Origin of the sequence: Streptococcus fermentans (assembly GCF_040888305.1) — a bacterium.
Lineage (GTDB): Bacteria > Bacillota > Bacilli > Lactobacillales > Streptococcaceae > Streptococcus > Streptococcus fermentans.
In genome coordinates this window covers 1-26,672 of the sequence record NZ_JBFNFG010000010.1, presented here as the reverse complement: position 1 = coordinate 26,672, position 26,672 = coordinate 1, and the positions used below count along the sequence as shown (strand labels likewise).

Sequence of the window (26,672 nt, the reverse complement as noted above, 5' to 3'; positions counted from 1 at the left end):
GCATGCGTTGTCCAAAATGTGGCGCTACAAAATCAAGTGTGATCGATAGTCGCCAGGCTGAAGAAGGAAATACAATCAGAAGAAGACGTGAGTGTGAAGAGTGTCAGCATCGTTTTACAACCTATGAACGTGTTGAAGAGAGAACACTAGTTGTGGTCAAAAAAGATGGTACACGGGAACAATTTTCAAGAGATAAAATCTTTAACGGGATTATTCGTTCAGCCCAGAAACGTCCAGTGTCCAGTGATGAAATTGGCATGGTGGTCAATCGCATCGAACAAAAACTCCGTAGTCGCAATGAAAATGAAATTCAGAGTGAGGTTATTGGCTCTTTGGTTATGGAAGAGTTGGCAGAGTTAGATGAGATTACTTATGTACGTTTTGCCAGTGTTTACCGTAGCTTTAAGGATGTGAGTGAGCTTGAAAGCCTACTCCAGCAGATCACACAATCCTCTAAAAAGAAAAAGGAAAAATAAATGAAGCCAAATGACCGTTTTTCTTTTGTAAAGAATAATCGGGTGTCGCAAGATACCTCATCAATGGTGCAGTGCTACCTCCCGATTATCGGTCAGGAGGCGCTGAGCCTCTATCTTTATGCTGTGACTTTTTGGGACGGTGGTCAAAAGGAGCATCTCTTTGCAGCCATGCTCAACCATCTGAATTTTGGGATGGATACCCTTTTAAAGGCTTTTAAAACTCTAACAGCCATGAAATTGGTGACCCTCTATCAGCAGGGGGAGGCCTATAACTTGTTACTCCATTCTCCCTTATCAACTCAAGAATTTTTACAACATACAGTTTATCGGACCTTGTTAGAAAAAATGATTGGGGATAGTGCGGTTGCAGCCATGAGACAGGAAGGTGTTGAAGGGAAACCGATCTCGGTGTCCTTGAGTCAAATCTTTCCTCAGTTATCTGAGTCTGTGAGTCAAGAAACCTCTAGCAGTCAGCCAGCAGCAGATGATTTTGATTTGGAGCATTTCCGTCAGCTTATGGCTCGCGATGGTCTTCGTTTTCAAGATGAGACTTCGGATGTTTTGGCCTTGTTTGCAATAGCAGACGAGCAGAAGTGGACCTGGTTTGAGACCTATCAAGTAGCCAAAGCGACAGCAGTGTCGCAAGTGATTTCTGTCAAACGCATCCGTGAAAAGATAGCGCAAAAGCCTGTGACTTCGGACTTTAGTCCCAAGGAAGCAACTATTATTCGAGAGGCTAAGAGAAAGACAGCCTTGCAGTTCCTTGCTGAAATCAAGCAGACTCGCAAGGGAAGTATTACTCAGACTGAACGGGACCTGCTCCAGCAGATGGCAGCCTTGGGCTTGTTGGATGAAGTGATCAATGTTATCTTGCTCCTAACCTTTAATAAGGTTGATTCAGCCAATATCAATGAAAAATACGCCATGAAGGTGGCTAATGACTACGCCTATCAAAATATCCGTAGTGCAGAGGAAGCTGTCCTCCGTATTCGTGAACGTGGCCAAAAAGCAAAAACGCAAAAGCAGAATCAGACTGCCCCAGCAAAAACCAATGTGCCTAAATGGAGCAACCCTGAATATAAGAATGAAACCAGCGAAGAAACTCGCTTAGAACTAGAACGTAAGAAAAAAGAAATGTTAGCTCGATTAGAAAAAGGAGGGGACTAGATGGAAAGTGTCGGAGACGTACTCAAGCGTCAACCAAGCCGATTTCAGTATCAGGATTTAGTCCAGCAAATTGTAAAAGACCCTGATGTTGCGGCCTTTATCCAGAAAGAATCTCTCAGTCAGGAGGAGTTGAACCGTAGTATTTCCAAGTTTAACCAATACATCACTGAGAGAGATAAGTTCCTCCGAGGAGATACAGACTATATCGCGCGTGGTTACAAGCCTATCCTAGTCATGAACCATGGCTATGCAGATGTCTCTTATGAAGAGACTCCGGAGCTCATCGCGGCAGAAAAAGAAGCGGCGATTAAAAACCGTCTCAAGCTAATCAATCTTCCAGCTAGTCTTAAAAAAGCTAGCCTAGCTCAAGTAGATTTAGATGATTTGGGGCGCTTGTCCGTTTTTGAAAAGCTCCTAGCTTTTGTGGAACAATATCCAACTATCCGAAAAGGTCTTTATTTATATGGGGATTTTGGAGTTGGTAAGAGTTTTATGGCAGCAGCCCTGGCTCATGATTTATCTGAAAAACGTGGAGTATCTACAACTCTGCTCCACTATCCGAGCTTTGTCATTGATGTCAAAAATGCTATTGGGGATGGCTCTGTCAAAACCTTGGTAGATGAAATCAAGCTGGCAGAAGTTCTGATTTTGGATGATATCGGTGCTGAGCAATCAACACCGTGGGTCCGTGATGAAATCTTGCAAGTGATTCTTCAGTATCGCATGCAGGAAGACTTACCAACTTTCTTTACTTCCAACTTCAATTTTGAAGATTTGGAAAAACATTTTGCAAAAGGCAAGAACGGAAATGACGAAACTTGGGAAGCTAGACGCGTCATGGAACGTATCCGTTACCTTGCTGAAGAAACACAACTAAAAGGAGAAAACCGTCGATGACAGAAACAATCAAATTAATGAAGGCTCATACTTCAGTGCGTAGATTTAAGGAGCAAGAGATTCCCCAAGAAGATTTAAATACCATTTTGTCTGCAGGACAAATGGCTTCTTCTTGGAAAAATTTCCAATCGTATTCTGTGATTGTAGTTAGAAGTCAAGAAAAGAAGGATGCCTTATTTGAGTTAGTTCCTCAAGAAGCGATTCGCCAGTCTGCTGCCTTTCTGCTCTTTGTCGGTGACCTAAACCGTGCAGAAAAAGGGGCTCGTCTCCATACGGATGTATTCCAACCTCAAGGGGTGGAAGGACTCCTCATCACTTCAGTAGATGCTGCGCTTGCTGGGCAAAATACCTTGCTTGCGGCAGAAAGCCTAGGCTACGGAGGAGTGATCACCGGTTTGGTGCGTTACAAGTCTGTTGAATTAGCAGAATTGTTCAAGCTTCCTGACTATACCTATCCAGTCTTTGGGATTGCACTAGGTGTGCCAAATCAAAAGCATGATGTAAAACCAAGATTGCCACTTGAGAATGTTGCCTTTGAGGAAGAATACCAAGAGCAGTCAGCTGAGGCAATCGAAGCTTATGACCGAGTACAGACTGAATATGCAGGTGCGCGTGCGACTACAACTTGGAGTCAACGTTTGGCAGAGCAATTCGGCAATCCAGAACCAAGCTCGACTCGTGAAAATCTTGAGCAGAAGAAGTTATTGTAGAAAGTGAGAAAACATGGTCTTACCAACTGTTGCCATTGTGGGACGTCCCAATGTTGGGAAATCAACCCTATTTAACCGTATCGCGGGAGAGCGCATCTCAATCGTAGAAGATGTTGAAGGTGTAACGCGAGATCGTATCTATGCCACGGGTGAGTGGCTTAACCGTTCTTTTAGTATGATTGATACTGGAGGGATCGATGATGTCGATGCGCCTTTCATGGAACAAATCAAGCACCAGGCAGAAATTGCCATGGAAGAAGCAGATGTTATCGTCTTTGTCGTGTCTGGTAAAGAAGGAATTACAGATGCGGACGAATACGTTGCCCGTAAACTTTATAAAACTCATAAACCAGTTATCCTAGCCGTTAACAAGGTTGACAACCCTGAGATGCGAAATGATATCTATGATTTCTATGCTCTAGGTTTGGGTGAACCACTACCGATTTCATCTGTTCATGGTATTGGAACAGGGGATGTACTGGATGCTATTGTGGAAAATCTCCCACATGAAGTTGAAGAAGAAAATCCAGATGTTATTAAATTCAGCTTGATTGGACGTCCAAATGTTGGAAAATCTAGCTTGATCAATGCCATTTTGGGAGAAGATCGCGTCATTGCCAGCCCTGTCGCTGGTACTACTCGTGATGCCATTGACACTCATTTTACAGATGCTGACGGTCAAGAGTTTACCATGATTGATACTGCTGGTATGCGTAAATCTGGTAAAGTCTATGAAAACACTGAGAAATACTCGGTTATGCGTGCTATGCGTGCTATTGACCGTTCAGATGTAGTCTTGATGGTCCTCAATGCTGAGGAAGGCATCCGTGAGTACGACAAGCGTATCGCAGGTTTTGCCCACGAAGCTGGTAAAGGGATGATTATCGTGGTCAATAAGTGGGATACACTTGAAAAAGACAACCACACTATGAAAAACTGGGAAGAAGATATCCGTGAGCAGTTTCAATACCTGCCTTATGCACCGATTATCTTTGTTTCCGCTTTGACCAAGCAACGTCTCCACAAGTTGCCTGAGATGATTAAGCAAATCAGTGAGAGTCAAAATACCCGTATTCCATCAGCTGTCTTGAATGATGTGATTATGGATGCTATCGCCATCAACCCAACACCGACCGACAAAGGGAAACGCCTCAAGATTTTCTATGCGACCCAAGTGGCAACCAAACCACCAACCTTTGTCATCTTTGTCAACGAAGAAGAACTCATGCACTTCTCTTACCTACGTTTCTTGGAAAATCAAATTCGCAAGGCCTTTGTCTTTGAAGGAACACCGATTCACCTAATCGCGAGAAAACGGAAGTAGTGATTATAAAAAACGATAGAACATCAAGACTTGTTCTACCGATAATCTACCCCATCAAATCATTTGTAAAAGATGTGAACAAGATTTGGTTTGTAGTATATTATTGAAATAGAAAAAGGATGGAATGATTTTCCATCCTTTTTTATAGCGGAATAAATCAATATTCCTAGGGGGACAATATTTATACTCAATGAAAATCAAAGAGCACACTAGGAAGCGAGCCGCAGGCTGTACTTGAGTACGGCAAGACGAAGCTGACGTGGTTTGAAGAGATTTTCGAAGAGTATTAATCTTTCTTACCTTTTAGTAAGAAGGTAGCCGATAAGGCTAGGCTGAGACTTGCCATAAAGAGGAGAGGGCTAGCTTGTTCACCTGTGGCTGGGAGTTGTTTGTCATTCGTAGAGACCTGATCATTGGCTTCATTACTTTCAACCAATGGTTTTGTGGTTTCTAGGTTTCTTTCTTCCGTATGAGCTGGGACAGGTTTAACAGTTGAGCCTTCTGTCTTGTAAACAATAGCGTAGGTGCTCACGTCAAAAGTAATAAACTCAATCATACCGTCTCGAATGGTGAATTCTTGTGGTTTTAATTCATTCGTTGAAGTTAATTGATAGAGTTCTTGAACATCACCTGAAATTGGTAGTCGAACGAGTATAGCACCTTTTGGTTGAACTGGCTGTCCATCTTTATCCTTGAGTTGAAGAGTGTAAGCATCGTATTTCTTGCCCAAGAGTTCTTTGTTTTCAACTTTTTGACTATCGAGGTAGCTTGCGCATCCTAGTTCAGTTGTTCCACTAATAACTTGAACTCTTGTAGTCTTGTCTTTCAATACTTTGAGTTTAAACTCAGGAACTGTGTTACTTGGCGCGGCTTGACCACTACCTGTTCTAATAGGTTTGGTATATTCAGGTCTTTCCACAGTAGGCGCTTTCTGGTCCCCAACTGTTCCGACAGGACCAGTGTATTCAGGTCTTTCCACAGTAGGTGCCTCCTGATCCCCAGCAGTTCCGATAGGACCAGTGTATTCAGGTCTTTCCACGGTAGGTGCTTCTTGCTCCCCAGCAGTTCCGATAGAACCGGTGTATTCAGGAATTTCCACAGTAGGTGCCTCTTGCTCCCCAGCAGTTCCGATAGGACCGGTGTATTCAGGAATTTCCACAGTAGGTGCCTCTTGCTCCCCAGCAGTACCAATAGGATCTGTGTACTCAGGTATGGTTACTACTGGAGCAGGCTCATCTCCTTTACTTGTTTGGATTTTTTCTTCCACTGGACTGGTTTCATCCTTAGGAAATACTGTTACAACAGAGCTGCTGATTGTTTTTCCTTGGATAGCATAAGCTTCTATCGGATTGCCAGCTTTACGATCTGTAGTTTCAGGAATGTCTAGTTGGACCTTGTTATCCTTAATGGTTAGAACAGTTTGTTCACCTGATGTGACAAGATGGTCATCATCGACTTTTCTGAGTAGAAGAGGATCCTTGATACCAGGGAAGGTGACAGCGACTCCATCCCAATTGCCAGTTGGTAGGGTTAAGGTAACAGTCTTATCTTTGGACTTAATAGGATCAAGGCTTGGACTATCGAGAGACACAGACGGAGCTTTTAAGATATCAAAGGAATCGAGAGAAATTTTCTTTCGTCCTTGGGGAGAATTCGGATCTACTTTCAAAGTTAGGACGTGATCACCATCAGCTAGATTTGTGAATTCGCCAATCAAAGCTCCTTTTTCAGTCGCTCCTGGAGTGTAGAAGTCAAGGGCTGGCATCTCTTTTCCATCCAGTGTGACAAGTGCCTTGCCTAGTGATGCCGTTTTTAATCCATAGATTCGGATACCTGTTCCAGAGAATGGGATAGTTGCAGTGGCTTCAGAAGCGAGACTAGCATCAGCGTTGATGTCAGCGTATTTTTCTGTAGAAGCATAGAGTTCTGCATCACTCCAATCCTTAAACATGGAACCATACTGGATACGAGGGTCACGGTCGTCAATCTTCTCAACAGTTGCTCCTTGGCCTGGGAAGACTTTGAAGTAGTCGAGAGAAATTTTTGCACGCTCGGTTGTACGTCCTTTGTGCTCGCGCTTAACAGTGATGGTCATGAGGTGAGAACCTGAAGAAAGATTTGTGTAACGTCCTATTAATACACCTTTTTCAGTTGCTCCTGCTGTATAGAAGTCAAGTTCTCCAACAGATTTGCCATCGATTGTAACGTCAGCAAGTCCCAATTGAGATGACTTGAGTCCGTAAATTTCAATACCTGGTCCATTGAATGGAATAGTTGCAGTCGCATCCTTATCGGAATAATTCCCATTTGAGATATCGGCGTATTTCTCTGTTCCACCAAAGAGTTCTGAGTCAGCCCAGTTTCCATAAGCAGAGCCGTACTGGATGCGTTTGTCACGGTCATCCATCAACTCACTGAAGGCATCGATGGGGGCAGGATCTGAAACTGGTGTTGAGCGTTCTCCCAAAACTGCTTGAACCGTGTATGTATAAGCGTGGCTTGAATCAATTGAGCGATCGATGAAGTGAGTTTGATTGGTGATAAACTCACGAACGCTAGGAGTTTGACTGTTTTCATCCTTGCTTTCTCGTCGGATGACATAATGAGTTGCTCCCTCAACTGTGTTAAAGTCGAGTTCGGCTGTGACGGAATCTTTTCGAAGGGCTGATAAGCGAGTCACTCGTCCAGGGAAGTTTTCAAATGTAATGACATCCCCCTTTTGAGTCGCAAGTTGGATACGGTTATCTTTGAGGCGACTAGCTTGAACTTCCTTGCCATTAATCTTGATGATACTAGATTCGATATTTGGATAGTCTACGACTAAGTCTCCACCAACATTAGAAAGGAAAGATAGCGTTTCAAGATTTTTCTCTTTCCATTTCATGCTAACTTCAAAGTTACCACGAGCGACTAAGCCTGAGACTTGACCGTCTTTCCAAGCATCTGGAAGGGCTGGTAATGGGGCAATGTAGCCTGTGTGAGACTGAAGGAGCATTTCTGCCATACCGCTGGTTGCGCCAAAGTTACCATCGATTTGGAAAGGCGCGTGGGTATCCCAGAGGTTTTCTAGGGTTGAAGATCTGAGCTGTTCTGCCAACAAACGGTGGGCACGATTTCCATCTAGGAGACGAGCCCAGAGATTGATTTTATTGGCCTTAGACCAACCAGTTCCACCATCTCCACGGTGGTTTAGGGTTGCGCGTGCAGCTTCTAGATATTCAGGTTGATCCTTGCCAAATAGAGTACCTGGGAAGAGTCCAACCAGATGAGAAACGTGGCGGTGATGGTTTTCAATGCCTTCGTTGGTGAATTGCGGGCTGTCTTCTTCGTACCATTCCTTGATACGGCCGTCTTGGTTGATGTGAAGTGGTTTGAGCTTGTCAAATTTAGCCTTCACTTCTGTCACCAAATCTTGGTCGACCTTCAGATGATTGGCTGCTTCCATATAGTCGTGGAATAACTGCCAAACTAGAGATTGGTCAAAGGTATTCCCAATCGTGATGGTTCCATGTTCTGGCGAGTAAGATGGAGAAGAAACCCAACGGTCACTAGCCTTGTCGTAGTGCAAGAAGGAATTCCAGAACTTGGCAGTTTCCTTGAGCATTGGATAAATCTTTTCCTTAAGATAAGTTTCATCCTTGGTGAATTTGTAGTAGTCATAGACGTTTTGCATCATCCAAGCATTGGCAGCAGGAGACCAGCCCCAATAGTAGTTCCAACCAGGAGTAGTCCAGCCAAATGGTGTCGCCTGAGTATGAACCAGCCATCCATTTTCTTGACCTTCTTTGGATTCGATACCGGCATATTCTTTAGCAGCGATACGGCCATAGTAACGCATGTCATCAATATAATTGATCATTGGCTTAGCCGTTTCTGCGAGATTACTCATGTAGGCAGGCCAGTAGTTCATCTGTAGGTTGACATTGAGGTGGTAGTCTGAGTTCCAAGGTGGATTATCTACAGCATTCCAGACCCCTTGCAAGTTGGCAGGGAGGGCATCTGTCCGGTTACGAGAAGAACTGATCAGTAGGTAACGTCCGTATTGGAAGAAGAGTTCTTCTAGCTTTTGACCTTTTGTTGGATTATAGGTTTGGAGAGCTTCTTTTGTAGTTTGGTTAGACTTGCTACCGCCGAGGTTTAGTTGAACACGATTGAAAAGACTTTGGTAATCCTTGATGTGATCATTTTTCAGAGTTTCATAGTCTTTTGCCTTGGCAGCATCAACGATAGATTTGACAGTTTTTTCTACATCAATATCCTTTCGATAATTGGTTTTCGGATTTTGAGCAAAATTAGTCTTGGCGCTGAGTAGCAGTGTTGCATAACTTGCTCCTGTAACTGTCAAATAACCATCTTGAGCAGTGACTTGTCCATCTGTCTTGATACCAAGATAGGAAGCAAATTTCAGACCGTTGTCTTTGACAGTTCCCTTGAGCAAAATACCATTAGAATCAACGCTAACAGTCCCTTGTTTGTATTTAGAATTCTCCCAAGAATAATCTCCATTAGCAATCAAATCTTCAGTCAAGCTATTCCAAAGAGTAAAATCAAGCGTCTTATCTCCCTTTTTGGTCAAATGGGTAACAGTGACGTCATCTGGGTAACTAGAGAAGGTTTCTCGTTTGAAACTTGTCCCATCTTGAGTATAAGAGGTAGTTGTGATAGCTTCAGAAATATCTAAGCCACGGTGATAGTCAGTAACATTTTCCAAGCCCTTCTTCTGGTTATTAAAGACCATGAAGATATCACCGAAGGCTAGGTAGCGACCGTATTGGGCATTGTTTGGCCCAACCAAATTTCTCTCTGCTAGTTGTTTGGCTTTTTGACGGTCACCGTCTTCTAAGGCCTTACGGATTTCGGCTAAGACTTTGTAGCGGTCCTTGTAGTTTCCACCGTTGTAGTCTTGACTATCTGGCTGTGGGCCTCCAGACCAAAGTGTTTTTTCGTTGTACTGGATTCTTTCTTCACCGATGAGTCCGAAAACCTTGGCCCCCATTTCCCCATTTCCGACTGGGAGGGCTTGTTTTTCCCATCCATCATAGGAAGGAGCAGTTGGTTGGTTGTAATGTAATTCGTAATGTTCTTGCTTGTTCACAGGAAGTTCTGGTTTCTCGCTCTCCTTATTGGCAGCAGGGGCGGTAGTAGTACTTGTCTCTGACTGACTACTAGTTTGAGGTAGTTCTGCCTCTGGGTTTGTTTGCTTTTCAACTGATTCAGCTACAGGCTGAGTCTCTGTGTTAGAAACAAGAACTTCCTCTACCTTCGTATCCGGTTTAGCAGAGTTTTCAGTAATTGTTGCCTCACTTTCCGTAATCTCGACACCATCAGCAGCCACACCCTGTGCTGCTAAAAACACAGCTCCAAGTAAAACAGAGGCAGCTCCGACACTTAGCTTGCGGATGCTATACTTACAGGATTTTTCCCAATATCTCTTATTCACAAAATTCTCCTTTCTTAAATCTGTAAGCGCATACATTCTCTTTTAAAAAAATAAGTCTTGCAGAAATATGTGTGATTTTTTTCAGATAATCTTAATATAACAAATAAACAAAACTATTGCAAGGGCTTACAAGGTAAATGGGCTTTTTTTACCAAATTTTAGTGCTTCTATTTTTTTATAAAAATCGAACTTAAAAATGATTAGATATGAAATGAAATATGAGGAATTAGCCATCTGAAAGCGTAACTCAAACTAGTCAGGCGTAGGACTTTATGGTATAATATAGAAGATTCAAAAAGAAACAGGAGAAATGTTATGAACCTTATTTTAGCAATTGTATTGATTCTTTTGGCTTTTCTAGGAGGAGCTCTTGGAGGTATGTACTTGGTGCGCAAGCAAATCGAAAAAGAATTTGCGGATAACCCACGTTTGAACGCAGAAGCAGTTCGTACTCTCTTGAGTGCAAACGGTCAAAAGCCAAGCGAAGCTAAAGTACAACAAGTTTACCACCAAATCATTCGCCAACAAAAAGCAGCCCTTGCTAACAATAAAAAGAAATAAATAGGAAAAGTCTGGGATGAAAGTTCCAGACTTCTCACTATGTTTGACTGATATTTAGAGACAAGACTTTTTCCTTGCATTCTATTGATAATTGATTATGATTAAGAGGGAGACAGTGGGGAGCTACCCAGTCTGTCAGCAATTTCAGAAAGAAATGAATAATAATGAACTATCAATCAGAAAAAAATACTAGAAAGAAGACTGTATGGATAATCGACCGATTGGTTTTTTGGATTCGGGCGTTGGAGGCTTGACGGTTGTACGTGAACTCATGCGCCAGCTTCCCCATGAAGAAATCGTCTATATTGGAGATTCGGCACGGGCTCCTTATGGTCCCCGTCCTGCTGAGCAGATTCGTGAATATACTTGGCAACTGGTCAACTTTCTTTTGACCAAGAATGTTAAGATGATTGTCATTGCGTGTAATACAGCAACGGCAGTCGTTTGGGAAGAGATTAAAGCTAAGTTGGATATTCCGGTGTTGGGTGTGATTTTGCCTGGTGCATCAGCAGCTATCAAAGCAAGTCAAGGTGGGAAAATCGGTGTGATTGGAACCCCGATGACGGTAAAATCAGATATTTATCGACAAAAGATTCATGATCTAGACCCAGATTTACAAGTGGAAAGCTTGGCCTGCCCTAAGTTTGCTCCCTTGGTCGAGTCAGGTGCTCTTTCGACCAGTGTGACCAAGAAAGTTGTTTATGAAACCTTGCGTCCCTTAGTCGGAAAAGTAGATAGCTTAATTTTGGGCTGTACTCATTATCCACTCCTCAGACCTATCATCCAAAATGTCATGGGGCCTAAGGTTCAGCTGATCGATAGTGGCGCTGAGTGTGTGCGTGATATTTCAGTCTTGCTCAATTACTTTGAGATTAACCGTAGCCGAGATGCTGAACCACTTCAACACCGTTTTTACACAACTGCAAATAGCCAAAGTTTTGCCCAGATAGGAGCAGAGTGGCTGGAAAAAGAGATTCATGTGGAGCATGTAACATTATGACAAACAAAATTTATGAATACAAGGATGACCAGGACTGGTATGTTGGATCCTACAGTGTTTTTGGTGGCATTCGGACTTTGACGGATGATGAGTTAGAGTTTCCACTATTTGATTTGGCCAAAATCTTTCGAGATGAGGAGCGAGGATTTCCACTTTCAGTCACTGTTTTACGATATGGTTCAGCCTACCGCTTACTCTCTTTTGTGGTAGATATTCTCAACCAAGAAGCGGACCGAAACTTAGAAGTTATTCAACGTCAAGGTGCCTTGCTCTTAGTTGAAAATGGTCAACTCTTGCATGTCGAATTACCTAAAGAAGGAGTCAACGTTCAAGATTTCTTTGAGACAAACAAGGTAAGAGAAACCTTGTTGATTGCGACTCGTAACGAGGGCAAGACCAAGGAATTTCGTGCTATCTTTGATAAGCTAGGTTATGATGTAGAAAATCTCAATGACTATCCAGACCTACCTGAAGTAGCCGAAACAGGTATGACCTTTGAAGAAAATGCCCGCCTTAAGGCAGAAACTATTTCTAAATTAACAGGTAAGATGGTTTTAGCTGATGACTCTGGGCTCAAAGTCGATGTGCTTGGTGGTCTCCCAGGTGTCTGGTCAGCTCGTTTCGCAGGAGTCGGCGCAACTGACCAAGAAAATAATGCGAAACTCTTGCACGAATTAGCCATGGTTTTTGAACTCAAGGACCGTTCAGCTCAATTCCACACAACCTTGGTCGTGGCTAGCCCAGGTAAGGAAAGCTTGGTTGTCGAAGCTGACTGGCCAGGCTACATTAACTTTGAACCTAAGGGTGAAAATGGTTTTGGTTATGATCCACTCTTCTTAGTAGGAGAAACAGGCAAATCATCAGCTGAATTAACCCTCGAAGAAAAAAATAGTCAATCCCACCGTGCCTTAGCCGTTAAGAAACTTTTGGAGGTATTTCCATCATGGCAAAGCAAACCATCATTGTAATGAGTGACTCCCACGGAGATAGCTTGATTGTAGAAGAAATCCGTGACCGCTATCTTGGGAAAGTCGATGCTATTTTTCACGATGGTGACTCGGAACTTCGCCCGGATTCACCACTCTGGGAAGGAATCCAGGTAGTCAGAGGAAACATGGACTTTTATTCAGACTATCCAGAACGTTTGGTGACTCAACTGGGTCCTACCAAGATTATCCAGACTCATGGACATTTGTTTGATATTAACTTCAATTTCCAAAAGCTTGATTTTTGGGCTCAAGAGGAAGATGCAGATATCTGTCTTTATGGGCACTTGCATGTTCCAAATGCTTGGATGGAAGGGAAGACCCTCTTCCTAAATCCTGGTTCTATCAGTCAACCACGTGGAACTATCAGAGAATGTCTCTATGCCCGTGTGGAGATTGATGATAGCTACTTTAAAGTGGACTTTTTGACACGGAACCATGAGGTCTATCCAGGCTTATCCAAGGAGTTTGCTCGATGATTGCCAAAGAATTTGAACAGTTTTTACTGGAGCAAGAGGAAACCTTTTTAACTCCTGCTGAAAATTTGGCTGTACTCATTGATAGCCACAATGCAGATCATGCAATTCTCCTCCTTAGCCAGATGACCTATACCAGAGTGCCAGTAGTGACTGATGAGAAAGAATTTGTCGGAACCATTGGACTTAGAGACATTCTGGCCTACCAGATGGAGCAGGACTTGAGTCAGGAAGCTATGGCAGATACGGATATCGTGCATATGACCAAGAAGGACGTAGCAGTTGTCAGTCCAGACTATACACTGACGGATGTTTTGCATAAGTTAGTGGATGAGTCTTTCCTACCAGTCGTTGACAAGGATGGTATCTTCCAAGGCATTATCACACGGAAATCAATCCTAAAGGCTGTCAATGCTCTCTTGCATGACTTTAGTAAGGAATATGAGATTCGAAGCAAATGAGAGAAGGAATTTCAGCATTTTTAGAAGAAAAGCAAAATCTATCTAGTAATTCTAAACAGTCTTATAAATATGACTTGGAGCAGTTTTTAGATCTTATTGGAGAACGAATTTCTGACACAAGTTTAAAAATCTACCAAGCTCAACTATCTAAGTTTAAAATTAGTGCCCAAAAGCGTAAGGTTTCTGCTTGCAACCAATTTCTTTACTTTTTATACCAGAAAGGAAAGATTGGCAACTTTTATCGTTTAGAATTGCCGAAACAGGCTGAGAAAAAGCAAGATAAGTCAGAACTTTTAGACTTGAGTTCTTTTTGGCAAGAAAGTTCTTTTCCAGAAGGGCGTTTGATAGCCTTATTGATAACAGAGTTGGGCCTCTTGCCTAGTGAAATTCTAGCCTTAAAAACGAGTGATGTGAACCTAGATTTTCAAGTGTTGAGAATCAATAAAGCTTCTCAACAAAGAATTCTGAGTCTTCCTACTCCCTTGCTTGCTGAGTTGAAACCCTTGATGGACCAGACCTATCTCTTTGAACGGGCTGGTAAATCCTACTCTCGCCAATGGGCCTTTCGCCAGCTAGAATCCTTTTTAAAAGAAAAGGGTTTTCCTGAATTATCTGCTCAAGGGTTAAGGGAACAGTTTATACTAAGACAAATCGAAGAAAAGGTTGACTTGTACGAAATCGCCAAAAAGTTGGGCTTAAAGACAGTCCTAACCTTAGAAAAATATAGATAATGGATATTAAATTAAAAGATTTTGAAGGACCTTTGGACCTGCTCTTGCACTTGGTTTCTAAGTACCAGATGGATATCTATGATGTACCGATTACAGAGGTTATCGAGCAATATCTAGCCTACATATCGACCTTACAAGCCATGCGTTTAGAAGTAGCAGGTGAATATATGGTGATGGCTAGTCAACTGATGCTGATCAAAAGTCGTAAACTCTTGCCAAAGGTTGCAGAAGTAACAGATATAGAGGATGACCTAGAGCAGGACCTCCTTTCTCAGATCGAAGAATACCGTAAGTTTAAACTCTTGGGTGAGCATTTGGAAGCCAAGCACCAAGAAAGAGCTCAATATTACTCAAAAGCACCGACTGAGTTGATTTATGAGGATGCAGAACTTGTGCATGATAAGACCACCATCGATCTTTTCTTAGTCTTTTCAACTTTGTTAGCTAAGAAAAAAGAAGAATTTTCCAAAAGTCATACAACCATTTTACGCGATGAATACAAGATTGAAGATATGATGGTTATCGTCCGAGACTCCTTGGTTGAAGGTGAGCAATTATGCTTGCAAGATTTGTTTAAAGAAACCAAGGATTTACAAGAGGTTATTACACTCTTTTTAGCGACCTTGGAGTTGATTAAAACCCAAGAAATTTTCTTGATTCAAAAAGAGAGTTTTGGAGATATCTATCTCATGAAAAAGAATGAGGAAAATCAAGTAGAGCCCAGTTAGGCTTGATAGAGAGGGAATATGAGTACTTTAGCAGAAATAGAAGCGCTCTTGTTTGTAGCGGGTGAAGATGGGATTAGGGCTAGTCAGTTGGCAGAACTCTTATCGCTACCACCAACAGGGGTTCAGCAGAGTCTTGAAAAATTAGCCAAAAAGTATGAAAAAGATCAGGATTCTAGTCTGGCCCTGATCGAGACAGGTGGTGCCTACAGATTGGTAACCAAACCTCAATTTGCAGCTATTTTGAAAGAATATTCTAAGGCGCCCATCAACCAGAGTTTATCTCGGGCTGCGCTTGAAACTTTGTCCATCATTGCCTACAAGCAGCCTATCACACGTATAGAAATCGATGCTATCCGTGGGGTTAATTCGAGTGGGGCCTTGGCTAAGTTACAGGCCTTTGACTTGATACGAGAAGATGGGAAAAAAGAAGTTCTTGGACGTCCTAATCTCTATGTAACGACGGATTATTTCTTAGATTACATGGGTATTAACCATTTGGAAGAATTGCCCGTGATTGATGAGCTTGACATTCAAGCACAAGAAAGCCAATTATTTGGTGAAAGGATAGAAGAAGATGAGAATCAATAAGTATATTGCCCACGCAGGTGTGGCCAGTAGGAGAAAAGCAGAAGAGCTGATCAAGCAAGGCTTGGTGACGGTCAACGGCCAGGTGGTGCGTGAACTAGCAACGATCATCAAGTCTGGTGATAAGGTCGAAGTTGAAGGTCAACCCATCTACAACGAAGAAAAGGTCTATTATCTGCTTAACAAACCACGCGGTGTCATTTCCAGTGTGACAGATGACAAGGGGCGCAAGACGGTTGTCGATCTTTTGCCCAATGTGAAAGAGCGTATCTACCCTGTAGGGCGTTTGGACTGGGATACATCAGGTGTTCTGATTTTGACCAATGATGGTGATTTTACAGATGAAATGATTCACCCTCGTAATGAGATCGACAAGGTCTATGTCGCGCGTGTGAAAGGGATTGCTAATAAAGAAAATCTTCGTCCCTTGACTCGTGGCCTTGAGATTGATGGCAAGAAAACCAAGCCAGCTGTTTATGAGATTCTTAAAGTGGACCCAGTTAAGAATCGTTCAGTTGTGCAGTTAACCATTCATGAAGGGCGTAACCATCAGGTTAAAAAGATGTTTGAAGCAGTTGGGCTCCAAGTGGATAAATTGTCTCGGACACGTTTTGGACATCTAGATTTGACAGGACTTCGTCCAGGTGAATCCCGTCGTCTTAACAAAAAAGAAATCAGTCAACTACACACCATGGCTGTAACAAATAACAAATGATAAAACAAATTTTAATAGCGCCTGTGCGCTTTTACCAACGCTTTATCTCACCCGCCTTCCCACCTTCTTGTCGCTTTGAGCCTACTTGTTCAAATTACATGATTCAGGCTATTGAAAAGCATGGATTTAAGGGTGTATTCATGGGCTTGGCTAGGATATTACGTTGTCACCCCTGGTCTGAAACAGGTAAGGATCCAGTACCAGACCACTTTTCTTTAAAGAGAAATACAGAATAAAAAGAGGTTGGGACAAAAGTCCTAGCCTCTCAATTGTCTTTGGATTGTCGAGCAAGACGCAGTGGTTGAGTGGGCTCTACTACGCTGATGTCATCAGCTTTTACAGCCCGACTCAACTGAGCGGAGGTGCGACGACGAAATCGAATTCTAACGACTTACCGATTTCTGTCCCACTCTCTTTTTGTTTCAAGGAGTAATTTGCTTGGTGAAATATCGATTTCCACTACCTTTCTCCTATAAAAAGTGGTAAAATGGTTGAAAGAAAGAAGGGATAGAAATGACAACATTATTTTCTAAAATCAAAGAAGTAACAGAACTTTCTGCTATCTCAGGTCATGAAGCACCTGTCCGCGCTTATCTTCGTGAGAAACTAACACCTCATGTGGATGAAGTAGTAACGGATGGCTTGGGTGGCATTTTTGGGGTTAAACACTCAGAAGTTGAAAATGCTCCACGCGTCTTGGTGGCATCTCACATGGATGAAGTAGGCTTTATGGTTAGCGAAATCAAGCCAGACGGGACCTTCCGAGTAGTCAGCATTGGTGGTTGGAATCCAATGGTTGTTAGCAGCCAACGTTTTAAACTCTTTACTCGCCAAGGACGTGAAATTCCAGTCATTTCAGGTTCAGTTCCTCCACATTTGACTCGAGGCACAGGTGGTCCAACTATGCCAGCTATTTCAGATATCGTTTTTGATGGTGGTTTTGTGGATAAGGCAGAAGCTGAAAGTTTTGGTATCCGTCCTGGGGACACAATCGTGCCAGATAGTAGCGCAATCCTAACTGCCAATGAAAAAAATATCATCTCCAAAGCTTGGGATAACCGTTATGGAGTTCTCATGGTCAGCGAGTTGGCTGAAAACTTGTCAGGTCAAAAACTAGGAAATGAACTTTACCTTGGGGCTAACGTCCAAGAAGAGGTTGGACTTCGTGGTGCCCACGTATCAACAACAAAATTTGATCCAGAAGTATTTCTTGCTGTAGACTGTTCACCAGCAGGTGATGTTTATGGTGGTCAAGGTAAGATTGGTGATGGAACCTTGATTCGTTTCTATGACCCAGGTCACTTGCTTCTCCCAGGTATGAAGGACTTCCTTTTGACAACTGCTGAAGAAGCTGGAATCAAGTACCAATACTACTGTGGAAAAGGTGGTACAGATGCAGGAGCAGCTCATCTGAAAAATGGTGGTGTACCATCAACAACAATCGGTGTTTGTGCGCGTTATATCCACTCTCATCAAACACTTTATGCCATGGATGATTTCCTTGAAGCACAAGCCTTCTTACAAGCCTTGGTGAAAAAATTGGATCGCTCTACTATAGACTTGATCAAAAATTATTAAACTGAAAAGATGGAGGTGACAGGTATGGAAGAACCAAACCTAGAAACCTTGATACGGGACCTTTACAATCATGCCCGTCAAAATTTGAGTGAGGATTTAGTGGCTGCACTCCTAGAAACTGCGAAACAGTTGCCGAGCACGAATGAGCGCTTGCTAGCGGTGCGTTTGTCAGGTTTGGTTACTCTTGAACTTCTCAAGAACCCCAAAACACCAGCACCAGGGTTAGTCAATCTTGCCCGCTTCATCATAAAAGAAGAAGCTAGGTACAAGGGTGCAGCTGCCTCTTCCATTATGATTGGAGAGCTCTTTAAAATGCTTTGATTCCATTGTGAATCAAAGCATTTTTTATATGGTAGAAAAGCAATTATTGATTAGGAGATGAAAAGAGAGTGGGACAGAAATCGGTAATTCGTTAGAATTCGAGTTCGTCGTCCCACCTCCGCACAGTTGAGTCGGGCTGTAAAAGCTGATGAACTCAGCGTAGGAGAGCCCACTCAACCACTGCGTCTTGCTCGACAATCCAAAGAAAATTGAGAGGCTAGGACTTTTGTCCCAGCCTCTCTTGGCTCTTAGATTTGTTCAGCTAAAACCTTTTCAGCAAGGTTCATAGCGTGGTCTGATACACGAGTGTAGTGTGAAATGATGTCGATAAAGTTGACCCCTGCTTGGGTAGAACATTCGCCATTGTTGAGGCGTTTGATATGGGTCTTACGAAGGACGCGTTCCATCTTGTTGATGGCTTCATGACGTTCAACAAGAGCTTGAGCTTTTTCAAGATCATTATTTTCAACACTCTCAAGAGCATCTTTAACAAATTCACTTGTTTGACGGTAAATCTCTTCCAATTCTTCTAGGGCTGAGCTAGAGAATTGAACATTCTTGCGTTGCAAGTAGTCGTTGAGATTAAGCAGGGCTTCCGCGTGGTCGCCGATACGTTCCAAGTCTCTAGAAGAGTCAAGGATGTTTGTCAAGACTTCACTCTCTTTTTGACTCAATGCTTCACTAGATAGACTAATGAGGTAGCGAGTTAATTTCTCATCGATTGTATTGATAGCTTCTTCAGTCTTGTGTCCTTTTTCTGCGACTTTTTCATTAGGATTGATAATGTAGTCGTAAGAAAGGTCGAATGCTTTAACAGCATAGTTTCCTAGGTGCAAGAGTTCTTTCTTAGCATTTCCTAGGGCGATAGAAGGAGCTTGCTTGATGAGTTGTTCATCCAGGTAAAGAGGTTCGTATTTAACAACTTCGTCTTCACCAGGGATTAGCTTAGTAACAAAGTAAGCCAAGGCACCGATGAATGGGAATTGAATGATTGTGTTTGTAATGTTGAAGGTTCCGTGGGCAAAGGCGATGGTCATTTCTGGAGCCAGATTTAAGAAACTCTCAAACCATTGGATTAAAGATGTAAATGGAACCAGGAAGATAATACAGATCACAGTTCCGATAACGTTGAAGGCAACATGGGCTGCTGCCACACGTTTGGCTGCAATATTCGCACCTAAAGAAGCGATAATAGCAGTGATGGTAGTTCCGATGTTATCCCCAAAGAGAACTGGTAGAGCTCCTTGAAGGTCAATCAGATTGCTAGCATAGAGATTTTGTAGAATTCCGATGGTCGCTGAGGAGGCTTGAATCAGAAGGGTTAAACTTGTTCCGACAAAGACACCTAGGATTGGGTTTTTACTCAGTTCTACCATGTAGTCCTTAAAGACTTGTAAATCCTTCAGGGGTTCCATGGCACCACTCATAAGATTGAGGGCAAAGAAGATACCACCGACACCAAAGAGGATTCGTCCGATATTGTTTATCGAGCGATTTTTGGTAAAGAAGAGGCAGACAGCTCCGATAAAGAGCATCGGTAAAGCATAGTCTCCCAATTTAAATCCTATGATAAAGGAGGTGACGGTTGTTCCAATATTGGCCCCCATGACAATCCCAATAGCCTGACGCAAGGTCAATAGTCCAGCACTAACCAGACCAACTGTAATAACTGTAACACCTGAACTCGATTGAATCAGGGCAGTCATTCCAATTCCAACTAAAATTCCAAAGAAAGGATTGCTGGTATATTTGTCAATGTAATATCGAAGACGATCTCCAGCTGCTTGTTGCAAACCGTCTCCCATGGTCTTGATACTATACAAAAATAGTCCCAGACCACCTAAAAAGTGAAAAATAATTTCCTGCCAATTAATGGACATTCTCTTTTTCCTCCGAAAAATAATCGCGGAATTTCTCCCATTCTATTTTAAAGAATAAAAGTAAATCTAACAAGTAGTAAATGCTCTTTTTTGAGAAAAATGTTGTTTTTATTCGAAAAATGGCAGATGATTGTCTAATTTATATCATTTATTCACCCCTTTATAGATATTTTAGGATGAGTATTGACTCTATTTATAAATATCGTAAAATAAAAATGACCTGTTCTGTTTATTTTTGGAACAGCTACTTTTTTAATTCAAAAATAAAGCGCTTACTTTTTATGGAAAGTCAAAGGAGAAAAAGATGAAGAATCCATTTTTTGAAAAACATTGTCGCTATAGTATTCGAAAATTGTCAGTGGGTGCCTGCTCATTGATGATTGGTTCAGTTCTATTTGCAGGTCCAGCTTTGGCTGAAGAGTCTGTCGTTCCAGAAAATGGGGCAACAACTACAGCAGTAGCTTCAGAGCAACCGTCAACCACTACTCCAGCAGAAGCAACTACACCAGTACCAGAAGTATTGAAGGAGCTGGAAGTAACGGAAGATAAGGCAAGCGAGCAGCCTGTTTCAGAAGAGAAACCAAGTTTGGATCAATTGACTGCAGCTGATAAGGAAGCAACTAGCCCAGCTGCTGAAACTCCTAAGGCTGAAGAAACGCCTGCAACTACAGAAAATAAGGCTGAAGAAAAAGCGACTGTCGCTGACGTTCCTAAGAAAGAAGAAAAAAGTCTTCGACCAAAAGAAATTAAGTTTGACACCTGGGAAGACCTGTTGAAATGGGAACCAGGTGCCCGTGAAGATGACGCTATTAACCGCTCTTCAGTAGAATTGGCTAAGCGTTATCGCGGTCATGTCATCAATGAAAAAGCTAATAAGGACGCTAAGGTTGAAGCTCTTGCTAACACTAACTCTAAGGCTAAAGACCACGCTTCTGTAGGTGGTGAAGAGTTTAAAGCTTACGCTTTTGACTACTGGCAATACTTGAATTCAATGGTCTTCTGGGAAGGACTTGTCCCAACTCCAGACGTGATTGATGCTGGTCACCGTAATGGTGTTCCTGTATTGGGTACCCTATTCTTCAACTGGTCAAATAGCATTGCAGACCAAGAAAAATTTGCTGCTGCTCTTCAACAAGATGAAGACGGTACTTTCCCTATAGCTCGTAAGTTAGTTGATTTGGCTAAGTATTATGGATTTGATGGTTACTTTATTAACCAAGAAACAACAGGAGATATCGTAACGCCTCTTGGTAAGAAGATGCGTGACTTCATGCTTTATACCAAGGAATATGCTGCCAAAGTCAACCATCCTGTCAAGTATTCTTGGTACGATGCCATGACCTATGAATATGGTCGTTATCACGAAGATGGACTTGGTGAATACAACTATCCATTCATGCAAAAAGAAGGAGACAAGGTTCCTGCAGATCACTTCTTTGCCAACTTTAACTGGACGAAAGAGAAAAATGATTACTCTGTAGCTATGGCCAAATGGCTAGAACGCAGTCAGTATGATGTTTTTGCAGGTTTGGAATTGCAACAAGGTGGTTCTTACAAGACAAAAGTGAAATGGGATGCCCTTTTTGATGAGAATGGCAAACTTCGCTTATCACTTGGACTTTTTGCCCCAGATACTATCACGAGTCTTGGGAAAACAGGTGAAGACTATCATAAGAATGAAAATATCTTCTTCACAGGTTACCAAGGAGATCCAACTGGTCAAAAACCAGATGACAAGGACTGGTACGGGATTGCTAACCTCGTAGCTGACCGTACACCAGCAGTAGGCCGTAGCTTTACAACATCCTTTAACACAGGACATGGTAAAAAATGGTTTGTGGACGGTAAAGTTTCCAAGGATTCTGAATGGAACTATCGTTCTGTATCAGGTATCTTGCCTACATGGCGATGGTGGCAAACATCTTCAGCTGCTAAACTCCAAGCTGACTATGACTTTGAAGATGCCTACAATGGCGGAAATTCACTCAAATTTGCGGGTGATTTAGCCGAAAATACCAACCAAGATGTTCGTCTCTACTCTACAAAACTGGAAGTAACGGATAAAACAAAACTTCGGGTTGCCCATAAGGGTGGTAAGGGAAGCAAGGTTTATGTAGAGTTTGCGACTCAGAAAAATTATACTTATGGTGGTGAGAATTCTCGTAAAGAACTGACTCTATCCGACGATTGGACAAAAGACGAATTTGACTTGAGCGCCTTGGCAGGTCAGACCATTTACGGTATCAAACTTACTTTTGAAAATACTGCTGCCCTTAAGGGATATCAATTTAACTTGGGTGAGTTGACTGTAACAGATAATCAAGAGGCTCCTCAAGCACCAACAGCTCTTAAAGTAGCTAAACAATCCCTGAAAAATGCTCAAGAAGCAGAAGCCATTGTCCAATTTACTGGAAATAAAGATGCTGATTTCTATGAAGTTTATGAGAAGGATGGCGATGCTTGGCGCCTATTGACAGGCTCATCTGCCACTACGATCTACCTACCAAAAGTTAGCCGTTCATCTAGTGCAACTGGTACTGGTCAGGAGTTGAAGGTTGTCGCAGTCGGTAAGAACGGACTTCGCTCTGAAGCAGCAACTACAAACCTCGAGTGGGGAATGACTGTCCAAGATACCAGCCTTCCAAGACCTCTTGCAGAAAATATCGTTCCAGGGGCTACTGTTATCGGAAGTACCTTCCCAGATACAGAAGGCGGAGAAGGTATCGAAGGTATGTTGAATGGGACCATCACCAGTCTATCTGACAAATGGTCTTCTGCTCAATTGAGTGGTAGCGTTGATATCCGTTTGACACAACCACGCCGTGTTGTTAGATGGGTTATGGACCACGCAGGAGCTGGTGGAGAGTCTGTTAATGATGGCTTGATGAACACCAAAGATTTTGACCTTTACTACAAAGATGAAGCAGGCGAATGGAAACTAGCTAAAGCTGTTCGTGGCAATAAAGCCCATGTTTCGGATATCACCCTTGATAGCCCAATCACTGCGCAAGACTGGCGCTTGAACGTCATCACGTCTGACAATGGAACACCATGGAAAGCTATCCGTATCTACAACTGGAAGATGTATGAAGCTCTTGATACGGAGAGTCAAAACATTCCAATGGCTAAAGTGGCAGCGCGTGTCCTAACGGACAATAAGATTCAGCTTGGATTCTCAGAAGTTCCTGCTGGGGCAACCATCACAGTTTATGACAAGGCAGATTCACAAACTCCAATCGCTACCTTAAATACAGCAGTTGGAGGGGATTTAGCAACAGATCCATTAAGCTTTGAAAAACGTCCGAACCTTCTTTACTACCGTACACAATTGCCAGGTAAAGAAATCAGTAATACCCTTGCTGTAACGATTCCTCAGGATGAGAGAAAGATTAAGGCTGTCAGTCTAGAAGTAGCACCTAAAAAGACAAGTTACCAAGATGGTGAGGAATTGAATCTTAAAGGTGGTCTTCTCCGTGTTAAATATGAGGGTGAAGAAGCAGACGAAGTCATCAACCTTAGTCATGCAGGTGTTACTGTTAATGGCTACGATGCTCACCACCATGGCGAACAAGAGTTGACAGTAGCCTATCTTGGTCTACCTGTTGCAGGTAGCTTTAAGGTTCAAGTGACCGGTGAAGAAGCTGGTCCAAAAGAAGTCGCAGCCTTGTATATTAGCAAACAACCGAAAATTGATTACTTGGTAGGTGATGCTCTGGACTTATCAGAAGGACGTTTCAAGGTCTTGTATGATGATGAAACGGAGACTGAACATAACTTTACAGACCAAGGAGTCGAAATTACAGGCTATGATGCTCAAAAAACAGGCCGTCAAAAACTTCAGTTACACTATCAAGGACAAACTGTCGACTTTGATGTTCTAGTATCACCTAAGGCAACCATTAACGACGAATATCTGAAACAAGAAATCACATCTGCTCAAGGACGCAAAGAAACAATAGCTTATACATTTGCTGATGCAGCAAAACAAGCAGCTCTTGCTGAGAAGCTTGATGCAGCAAAAGCCATCTTAGAAAACCACGATGCTAGTCAAGAAGCAGTCAACCAAGCCTTGAATGACTTGAAACAAGCAGGTTCTGACTTGAATGGTGTACAGCTTTATCAAACAGCTAAGGAAGAGCTTGAAACTCTTCTAGGAAAAGTTCGTGAGAAAAATGCAGACGATCCAATCATCGCTCAAGCAGAAACTCTTATTGGCTCAACAAATCCAAGTCCAGAAGCATTTGCCAACCTCAAGGAAGAACTCAATAAAAAACTCCTTGTTAAAGAAAGCCATCATGTAGGTAGCTTAGAAGAAGGAGAAACTGCGCCAACAGTTGAAGCACTACCTGAATTAGTGGTTGAGACAGAAACTCAAGCCTTCGAGCGTCAAGAACGTCCGTCAGGAGACCTCTTGTTGGGTGAACGACGTCTCGTTCAGGCTGGTGCAGAAGGACAAATCCGTCATTTGATTGAAGTGGATGCCAAAGGCAACCGTACTCTTCTTCAGACAGAAGTCGTCAAGGAAGCAGTGGCAGAGATTACTGAGGTTGGTACTAAGATTGAAAGTAGCACTCAACCGCTTGACGGTCCAAAAGTCTTAGAAGTTAAGAAACCAAGCTTGGTTGTGGAAGAAGAAGTTCTTGCCTATGGACATGAAGAACGAGTAAATCCTAGCCTCCCAGTAGGAGAACGTCGCTTGGTTCAAGTAGGAGTTGCAGGCCTTCGTAGAAACCTTGTAGAGATTGATTCTGAAGGACATCGCAGTCTTAAGGGGACAGAAGTTCTCAAGGAAGCCGTAACTGAAATTGTTGAAGTCGGTACAAAAGTAGTTAAAGTACCAGGTGACAGACCAATTACACCTGCTCCAGCGACTCAAGATACTAAGAAGGAAACTACAAAAACAGAACCTAAAACTGAAACATCCGTTGCGTCAGTTCAAGTAAGCCAAGTGGCGAAGCAAGAACCAGCAAAAACAGAAGCACAAGCACAAGCTGAAAAGACTGAAGGAAAACAACTTCCAAATACAAGTGCAGAAGTAGATGCAAACCTCCTAGCCCTTGGCTTGGTCGGAGTTCTAGGTGGCTTTGGACTACTCGCTCAAAAGAAAAAAGAAGATTAAGATAGAGAGTGTATCTAACACTGACTTCATATAATAAAAAGATTTGACTTTTAAGGGTCAAATCTTTTTGTATAGGGGAGGAGAATAAAAATGGTAGAGTATTCTGTCGTAGTTACAAGGCACTGTCCTGAATTAATCGAGAAAAATTGTTGTGGATAAAAGTTTAAGGTTTTGCTATCTCTTTTATTGATTTTGTGATATAATTAACACGTAAAAAAAATTAAGGAGTCTTTCCAAATGGCAAAATTGACTGTTAAAGACGTTGAGTTGAAAGGGAAAAAAGTTCTCGTTCGTGTTGACTTCAACGTTCCTGTAAAAGATGGCGTGATTACTAATGACAACCGTATCACTGCAGCTCTTCCAACTATCAAGTACATCCTTGAACAAGGTGGACGTGCAATCCTCTTCTCTCACCTTGGACGTGTAAAAGAGGAAGCAGACAAAGCTGGTAAATCACTTGCTCCTGTTGCTGCTGACTTGGCTGCTAAATTGGGTCAAGAAGTTACATTCCTTCCAGGTGTAACTCGTGGTGCTGAATTGGAAGCAGCTATCAACGCTCTTGAAGATGGACAAGTTCTTTTGGTTGAAAACACTCGTTTTGAAGATGTTGACGGTAAGAAAGAATCTAAAAACGATCCTGAACTTGGTAAATACTGGGCATCACTTGGAGATGGTATCTTCGTAAACGATGCATTCGGTACTGCTCACCGTGCACACGCATCTAACGTTGGTATCTCAGCAAACGTTGAAAAAGCAGTTGCTGGATTCCTTCTTGAAAACGAAATTGCATACATCCAAGAAGCTGTTGAAGCTCCAGAACGTCCATTCGTGGCTATCCTTGGTGGTTCAAAAGTTTCAGATAAGATCGGTGTTATCGAAAACTTGCTTGAAAAAGCTGATAAAGTTCTTATCGGTGGTGGTATGACTTATACATTCTACAAAGCACAAGGTATCGAAATCGGTAACTCACTTGTAGAAGAAGATAAATTGGATGTTGCGAAAGCTCTTCTTGAAAAAGCAAACGGCAAATTGATCTTGCCAGTTGACTCAAAAGAAGCTAATGCATTTGCAGACTACACTGAAGTGAAAGACACTGAAGGTGAAGCAGTAGATCCAGGATTCCTTGGTTTGGATATCGGTCCAAAATCTATCGCTAAATTTGACGAAGCTTTGACTGGTGCTAAAACAGTTGTATGGAATGGACCTATGGGTGTATTTGAAAACCCTGACTTCCAAGCTGGTACAATCGGTGTGATGGACGCTATCGTGAAACAACCAGGCGTTAAATCAATCATCGGTGGTGGTGACTCAGCTGCCGCAGCTATCAACCTTGGTCGTGCAGACAAGTTCTCATGGATTAGTACGGGCGGAGGCGCTTCAATGGAACTTCTTGAAGGTAAAGTTCTTCCAGGACTTGCAGCTTTGACTGAAAAATAAGAATATAAAAAAGGAGAACTCAGCTTCTCCTTTTTTTGGCTCTTTGTCAACTGTAGTGGGTTGAATAAAAGCTAACATCT

General features: G+C 42.4%; 21 protein-coding genes. 19 read left to right on the top strand and 2 right to left on the bottom strand.

All coding sequences use genetic code 11. The features are described from left to right. Positions 1–2: 2 nt before the first annotated feature. From nrdR to der, 5 genes are read left to right on the top strand one after another with little or no spacing between them, the layout of a single operon-like run. Positions 3–476 carry a transcriptional regulator NrdR gene (nrdR, locus tag AB2B50_RS08590; protein ID WP_001203674.1) on the top strand — a complete coding sequence of 158 codons (474 nt, stop codon included), beginning with the start codon at positions 3–5 and terminating at the stop codon, positions 474–476. Next, on the top strand, positions 477–1,643 hold the full coding sequence (locus AB2B50_RS08585; protein WP_320693034.1) for a DnaD domain protein: 1,167 nt from the start codon (positions 477–479) through the stop codon (positions 1,641–1,643). Then, entirely contained in the window at positions 1,644–2,540 is an 897-nt protein-coding gene (gene dnaI / locus AB2B50_RS08580; RefSeq protein WP_320693033.1) for a primosomal protein DnaI, read from the top strand. Beyond that, on the top strand, positions 2,537–3,250 hold the full coding sequence (locus tag AB2B50_RS08575; RefSeq protein ID WP_320693032.1) for an NADPH-dependent oxidoreductase: 714 nt from the start codon (positions 2,537–2,539) through the stop codon (positions 3,248–3,250). The genes dnaI and AB2B50_RS08575 overlap by 4 nt, the downstream gene beginning before the upstream one ends. Positions 3,251–3,263: 13 nt before the next feature. Further along, on the top strand, positions 3,264–4,574 hold the full coding sequence (der, locus tag AB2B50_RS08570; RefSeq protein ID WP_000244010.1) for a ribosome biogenesis GTPase Der: 1,311 nt from the start codon (positions 3,264–3,266) through the stop codon (positions 4,572–4,574). A gap of 286 nt (positions 4,575–4,860) precedes the next feature. Here der and AB2B50_RS08565 read toward each other — a convergent pair whose 3' ends face one another. Continuing rightward, a complete protein-coding gene (locus AB2B50_RS08565; RefSeq protein WP_320693031.1) occupies positions 4,861–10,014 on the bottom strand; it encodes an SIALI-17 repeat-containing surface protein in 5,154 nt (1,717 codons plus the stop codon). Between the two features lie 315 nt (positions 10,015–10,329). Here AB2B50_RS08565 and AB2B50_RS08560 point away from each other — a divergent pair, with 315 nt between their 5' ends. The 12 genes from AB2B50_RS08560 (at position 10,330) to AB2B50_RS08505 (ending at position 18,156) form a co-directional block, all read left to right on the top strand. Continuing rightward, positions 10,330–10,575, top strand: a complete 246-nt coding sequence (locus tag AB2B50_RS08560; protein ID WP_001048970.1) for a YneF family protein — start codon at positions 10,330–10,332, stop codon at positions 10,573–10,575. Positions 10,576–10,780: 205 nt separating this feature from the next. Continuing rightward, positions 10,781–11,575: a glutamate racemase gene (gene racE, locus AB2B50_RS08555; protein WP_320693030.1), complete on the top strand. Its 795-nt coding sequence runs from the start codon at positions 10,781–10,783 to the stop codon at positions 11,573–11,575. Next, complete coding sequence (locus AB2B50_RS08550; protein WP_178895470.1) at positions 11,572–12,543, top strand: nucleoside-triphosphate diphosphatase; 972 nt, start codon at positions 11,572–11,574, stop codon at positions 12,541–12,543. The genes racE and AB2B50_RS08550 overlap by 4 nt, the downstream gene beginning before the upstream one ends. After that, a complete protein-coding gene (locus AB2B50_RS08545) occupies positions 12,519–13,040 on the top strand; it encodes a metallophosphoesterase (protein WP_004251713.1) in 522 nt (173 codons plus the stop codon). Before AB2B50_RS08550 ends, AB2B50_RS08545 begins: the two co-directional genes overlap by 25 nt. Then, the gene (gene cbpB, locus AB2B50_RS08540) at positions 13,037–13,498 is read left to right on the top strand and encodes a cyclic-di-AMP-binding protein CbpB (RefSeq protein WP_060955251.1); all 462 of its coding nucleotides are present in this window, start codon (positions 13,037–13,039) and stop codon (positions 13,496–13,498) included. Before AB2B50_RS08545 ends, cbpB begins: the two co-directional genes overlap by 4 nt. After that, on the top strand, positions 13,495–14,229 hold the full coding sequence (gene xerD / locus AB2B50_RS08535; RefSeq protein ID WP_320693029.1) for a site-specific tyrosine recombinase XerD: 735 nt from the start codon (positions 13,495–13,497) through the stop codon (positions 14,227–14,229). Before cbpB ends, xerD begins: the two co-directional genes overlap by 4 nt. Beyond that, a complete protein-coding gene (locus tag AB2B50_RS08530; RefSeq protein WP_320693028.1) occupies positions 14,229–14,957 on the top strand; it encodes a segregation/condensation protein A in 729 nt (242 codons plus the stop codon). Before xerD ends, AB2B50_RS08530 begins: the two co-directional genes overlap by 1 nt. Positions 14,958–14,975: 18 nt before the next feature. Beyond that, positions 14,976–15,545, top strand: a complete 570-nt coding sequence (gene scpB, locus AB2B50_RS08525; RefSeq protein ID WP_320693027.1) for an SMC-Scp complex subunit ScpB — start codon at positions 14,976–14,978, stop codon at positions 15,543–15,545. Beyond that, complete coding sequence (locus AB2B50_RS08520) at positions 15,532–16,257, top strand: pseudouridine synthase (protein ID WP_320693026.1); 726 nt, start codon at positions 15,532–15,534, stop codon at positions 16,255–16,257. The genes scpB and AB2B50_RS08520 overlap by 14 nt, the downstream gene beginning before the upstream one ends. Next, the gene (gene yidD, locus AB2B50_RS08515; RefSeq protein ID WP_320693055.1) at positions 16,257–16,493 is read left to right on the top strand and encodes a membrane protein insertion efficiency factor YidD; all 237 of its coding nucleotides are present in this window, start codon (positions 16,257–16,259) and stop codon (positions 16,491–16,493) included. The genes AB2B50_RS08520 and yidD overlap by 1 nt, the downstream gene beginning before the upstream one ends. A gap of 277 nt (positions 16,494–16,770) precedes the next feature. Further along, on the top strand, positions 16,771–17,835 hold the full coding sequence (gene pepA / locus AB2B50_RS08510) for a glutamyl aminopeptidase (protein WP_320693025.1): 1,065 nt from the start codon (positions 16,771–16,773) through the stop codon (positions 17,833–17,835). 24 nt (positions 17,836–17,859) lie between these two features. After that, entirely contained in the window at positions 17,860–18,156 is a 297-nt protein-coding gene (locus tag AB2B50_RS08505) for a bacteriocin immunity protein (protein WP_320693024.1), read from the top strand. Positions 18,157–18,404: 248 nt separating this feature from the next. On the opposite strand, the gene AB2B50_RS08500 is transcribed toward AB2B50_RS08505, so the two are convergent. Then, on the bottom strand, positions 18,405–20,036 hold the full coding sequence (locus AB2B50_RS08500) for a Na/Pi cotransporter family protein (RefSeq protein ID WP_320693023.1): 1,632 nt from the start codon (positions 20,034–20,036) through the stop codon (positions 18,405–18,407). Between the two features lie 304 nt (positions 20,037–20,340). Here AB2B50_RS08500 and AB2B50_RS08495 point away from each other — a divergent pair, with 304 nt between their 5' ends. Next, on the top strand, positions 20,341–25,155 hold the full coding sequence (locus AB2B50_RS08495) for an endo-beta-N-acetylglucosaminidase (protein WP_320693022.1): 4,815 nt from the start codon (positions 20,341–20,343) through the stop codon (positions 25,153–25,155). Positions 25,156–25,392: 237 nt separating this feature from the next. Next, positions 25,393–26,592 (top strand): phosphoglycerate kinase, encoded by a 1,200-nt coding sequence (locus AB2B50_RS08490; RefSeq protein WP_001096781.1) that lies wholly within the window; start codon positions 25,393–25,395, stop codon positions 26,590–26,592. The last annotated feature ends 80 nt before the right edge of the window (positions 26,593–26,672 follow it).

Bases quoted from the DNA above. Each gene is read 5' to 3' on its own strand.
- AB2B50_RS08495 (WP_320693022.1), top strand. From the start codon at position 20,341: ATGAAGAATCCATTTTTTGAAAAACATTGTCGCTATAGTATTCGAAAA.
- nrdR (WP_001203674.1), top strand. From the start codon at position 3: ATGCGTTGTCCAAAATGTGGCGCTACAAAATCAAGTGTGATCGATAGT.
- dnaI (WP_320693033.1), top strand. From the start codon at position 1,644: ATGGAAAGTGTCGGAGACGTACTCAAGCGTCAACCAAGCCGATTTCAG.
- AB2B50_RS08520 (WP_320693026.1), top strand. From the start codon at position 15,532: ATGAGAATCAATAAGTATATTGCCCACGCAGGTGTGGCCAGTAGGAGA.
- AB2B50_RS08505 (WP_320693024.1), top strand. From the start codon at position 17,860: ATGGAAGAACCAAACCTAGAAACCTTGATACGGGACCTTTACAATCAT.
- AB2B50_RS08585 (WP_320693034.1), top strand. From the start codon at position 477: ATGAAGCCAAATGACCGTTTTTCTTTTGTAAAGAATAATCGGGTGTCG.
- AB2B50_RS08500 (WP_320693023.1), bottom strand. From the start codon at position 20,036: ATGTCCATTAATTGGCAGGAAATTATTTTTCACTTTTTAGGTGGTCTG.
- pepA (WP_320693025.1), top strand. From the start codon at position 16,771: ATGACAACATTATTTTCTAAAATCAAAGAAGTAACAGAACTTTCTGCT.
- AB2B50_RS08575 (WP_320693032.1), top strand. From the start codon at position 2,537: ATGACAGAAACAATCAAATTAATGAAGGCTCATACTTCAGTGCGTAGA.
- cbpB (WP_060955251.1), top strand. From the start codon at position 13,037: ATGATTGCCAAAGAATTTGAACAGTTTTTACTGGAGCAAGAGGAAACC.
- xerD (WP_320693029.1), top strand. From the start codon at position 13,495: ATGAGAGAAGGAATTTCAGCATTTTTAGAAGAAAAGCAAAATCTATCT.
- AB2B50_RS08550 (WP_178895470.1), top strand. From the start codon at position 11,572: ATGACAAACAAAATTTATGAATACAAGGATGACCAGGACTGGTATGTT.
- AB2B50_RS08545 (WP_004251713.1), top strand. From the start codon at position 12,519: ATGGCAAAGCAAACCATCATTGTAATGAGTGACTCCCACGGAGATAGC.
- AB2B50_RS08530 (WP_320693028.1), top strand. From the start codon at position 14,229: ATGGATATTAAATTAAAAGATTTTGAAGGACCTTTGGACCTGCTCTTG.
- scpB (WP_320693027.1), top strand. From the start codon at position 14,976: ATGAGTACTTTAGCAGAAATAGAAGCGCTCTTGTTTGTAGCGGGTGAA.
- AB2B50_RS08490 (WP_001096781.1), top strand. From the start codon at position 25,393: ATGGCAAAATTGACTGTTAAAGACGTTGAGTTGAAAGGGAAAAAAGTT.
- racE (WP_320693030.1), top strand. From the start codon at position 10,781: ATGGATAATCGACCGATTGGTTTTTTGGATTCGGGCGTTGGAGGCTTG.
- der (WP_000244010.1), top strand. From the start codon at position 3,264: ATGGTCTTACCAACTGTTGCCATTGTGGGACGTCCCAATGTTGGGAAA.
- AB2B50_RS08560 (WP_001048970.1), top strand. From the start codon at position 10,330: ATGAACCTTATTTTAGCAATTGTATTGATTCTTTTGGCTTTTCTAGGA.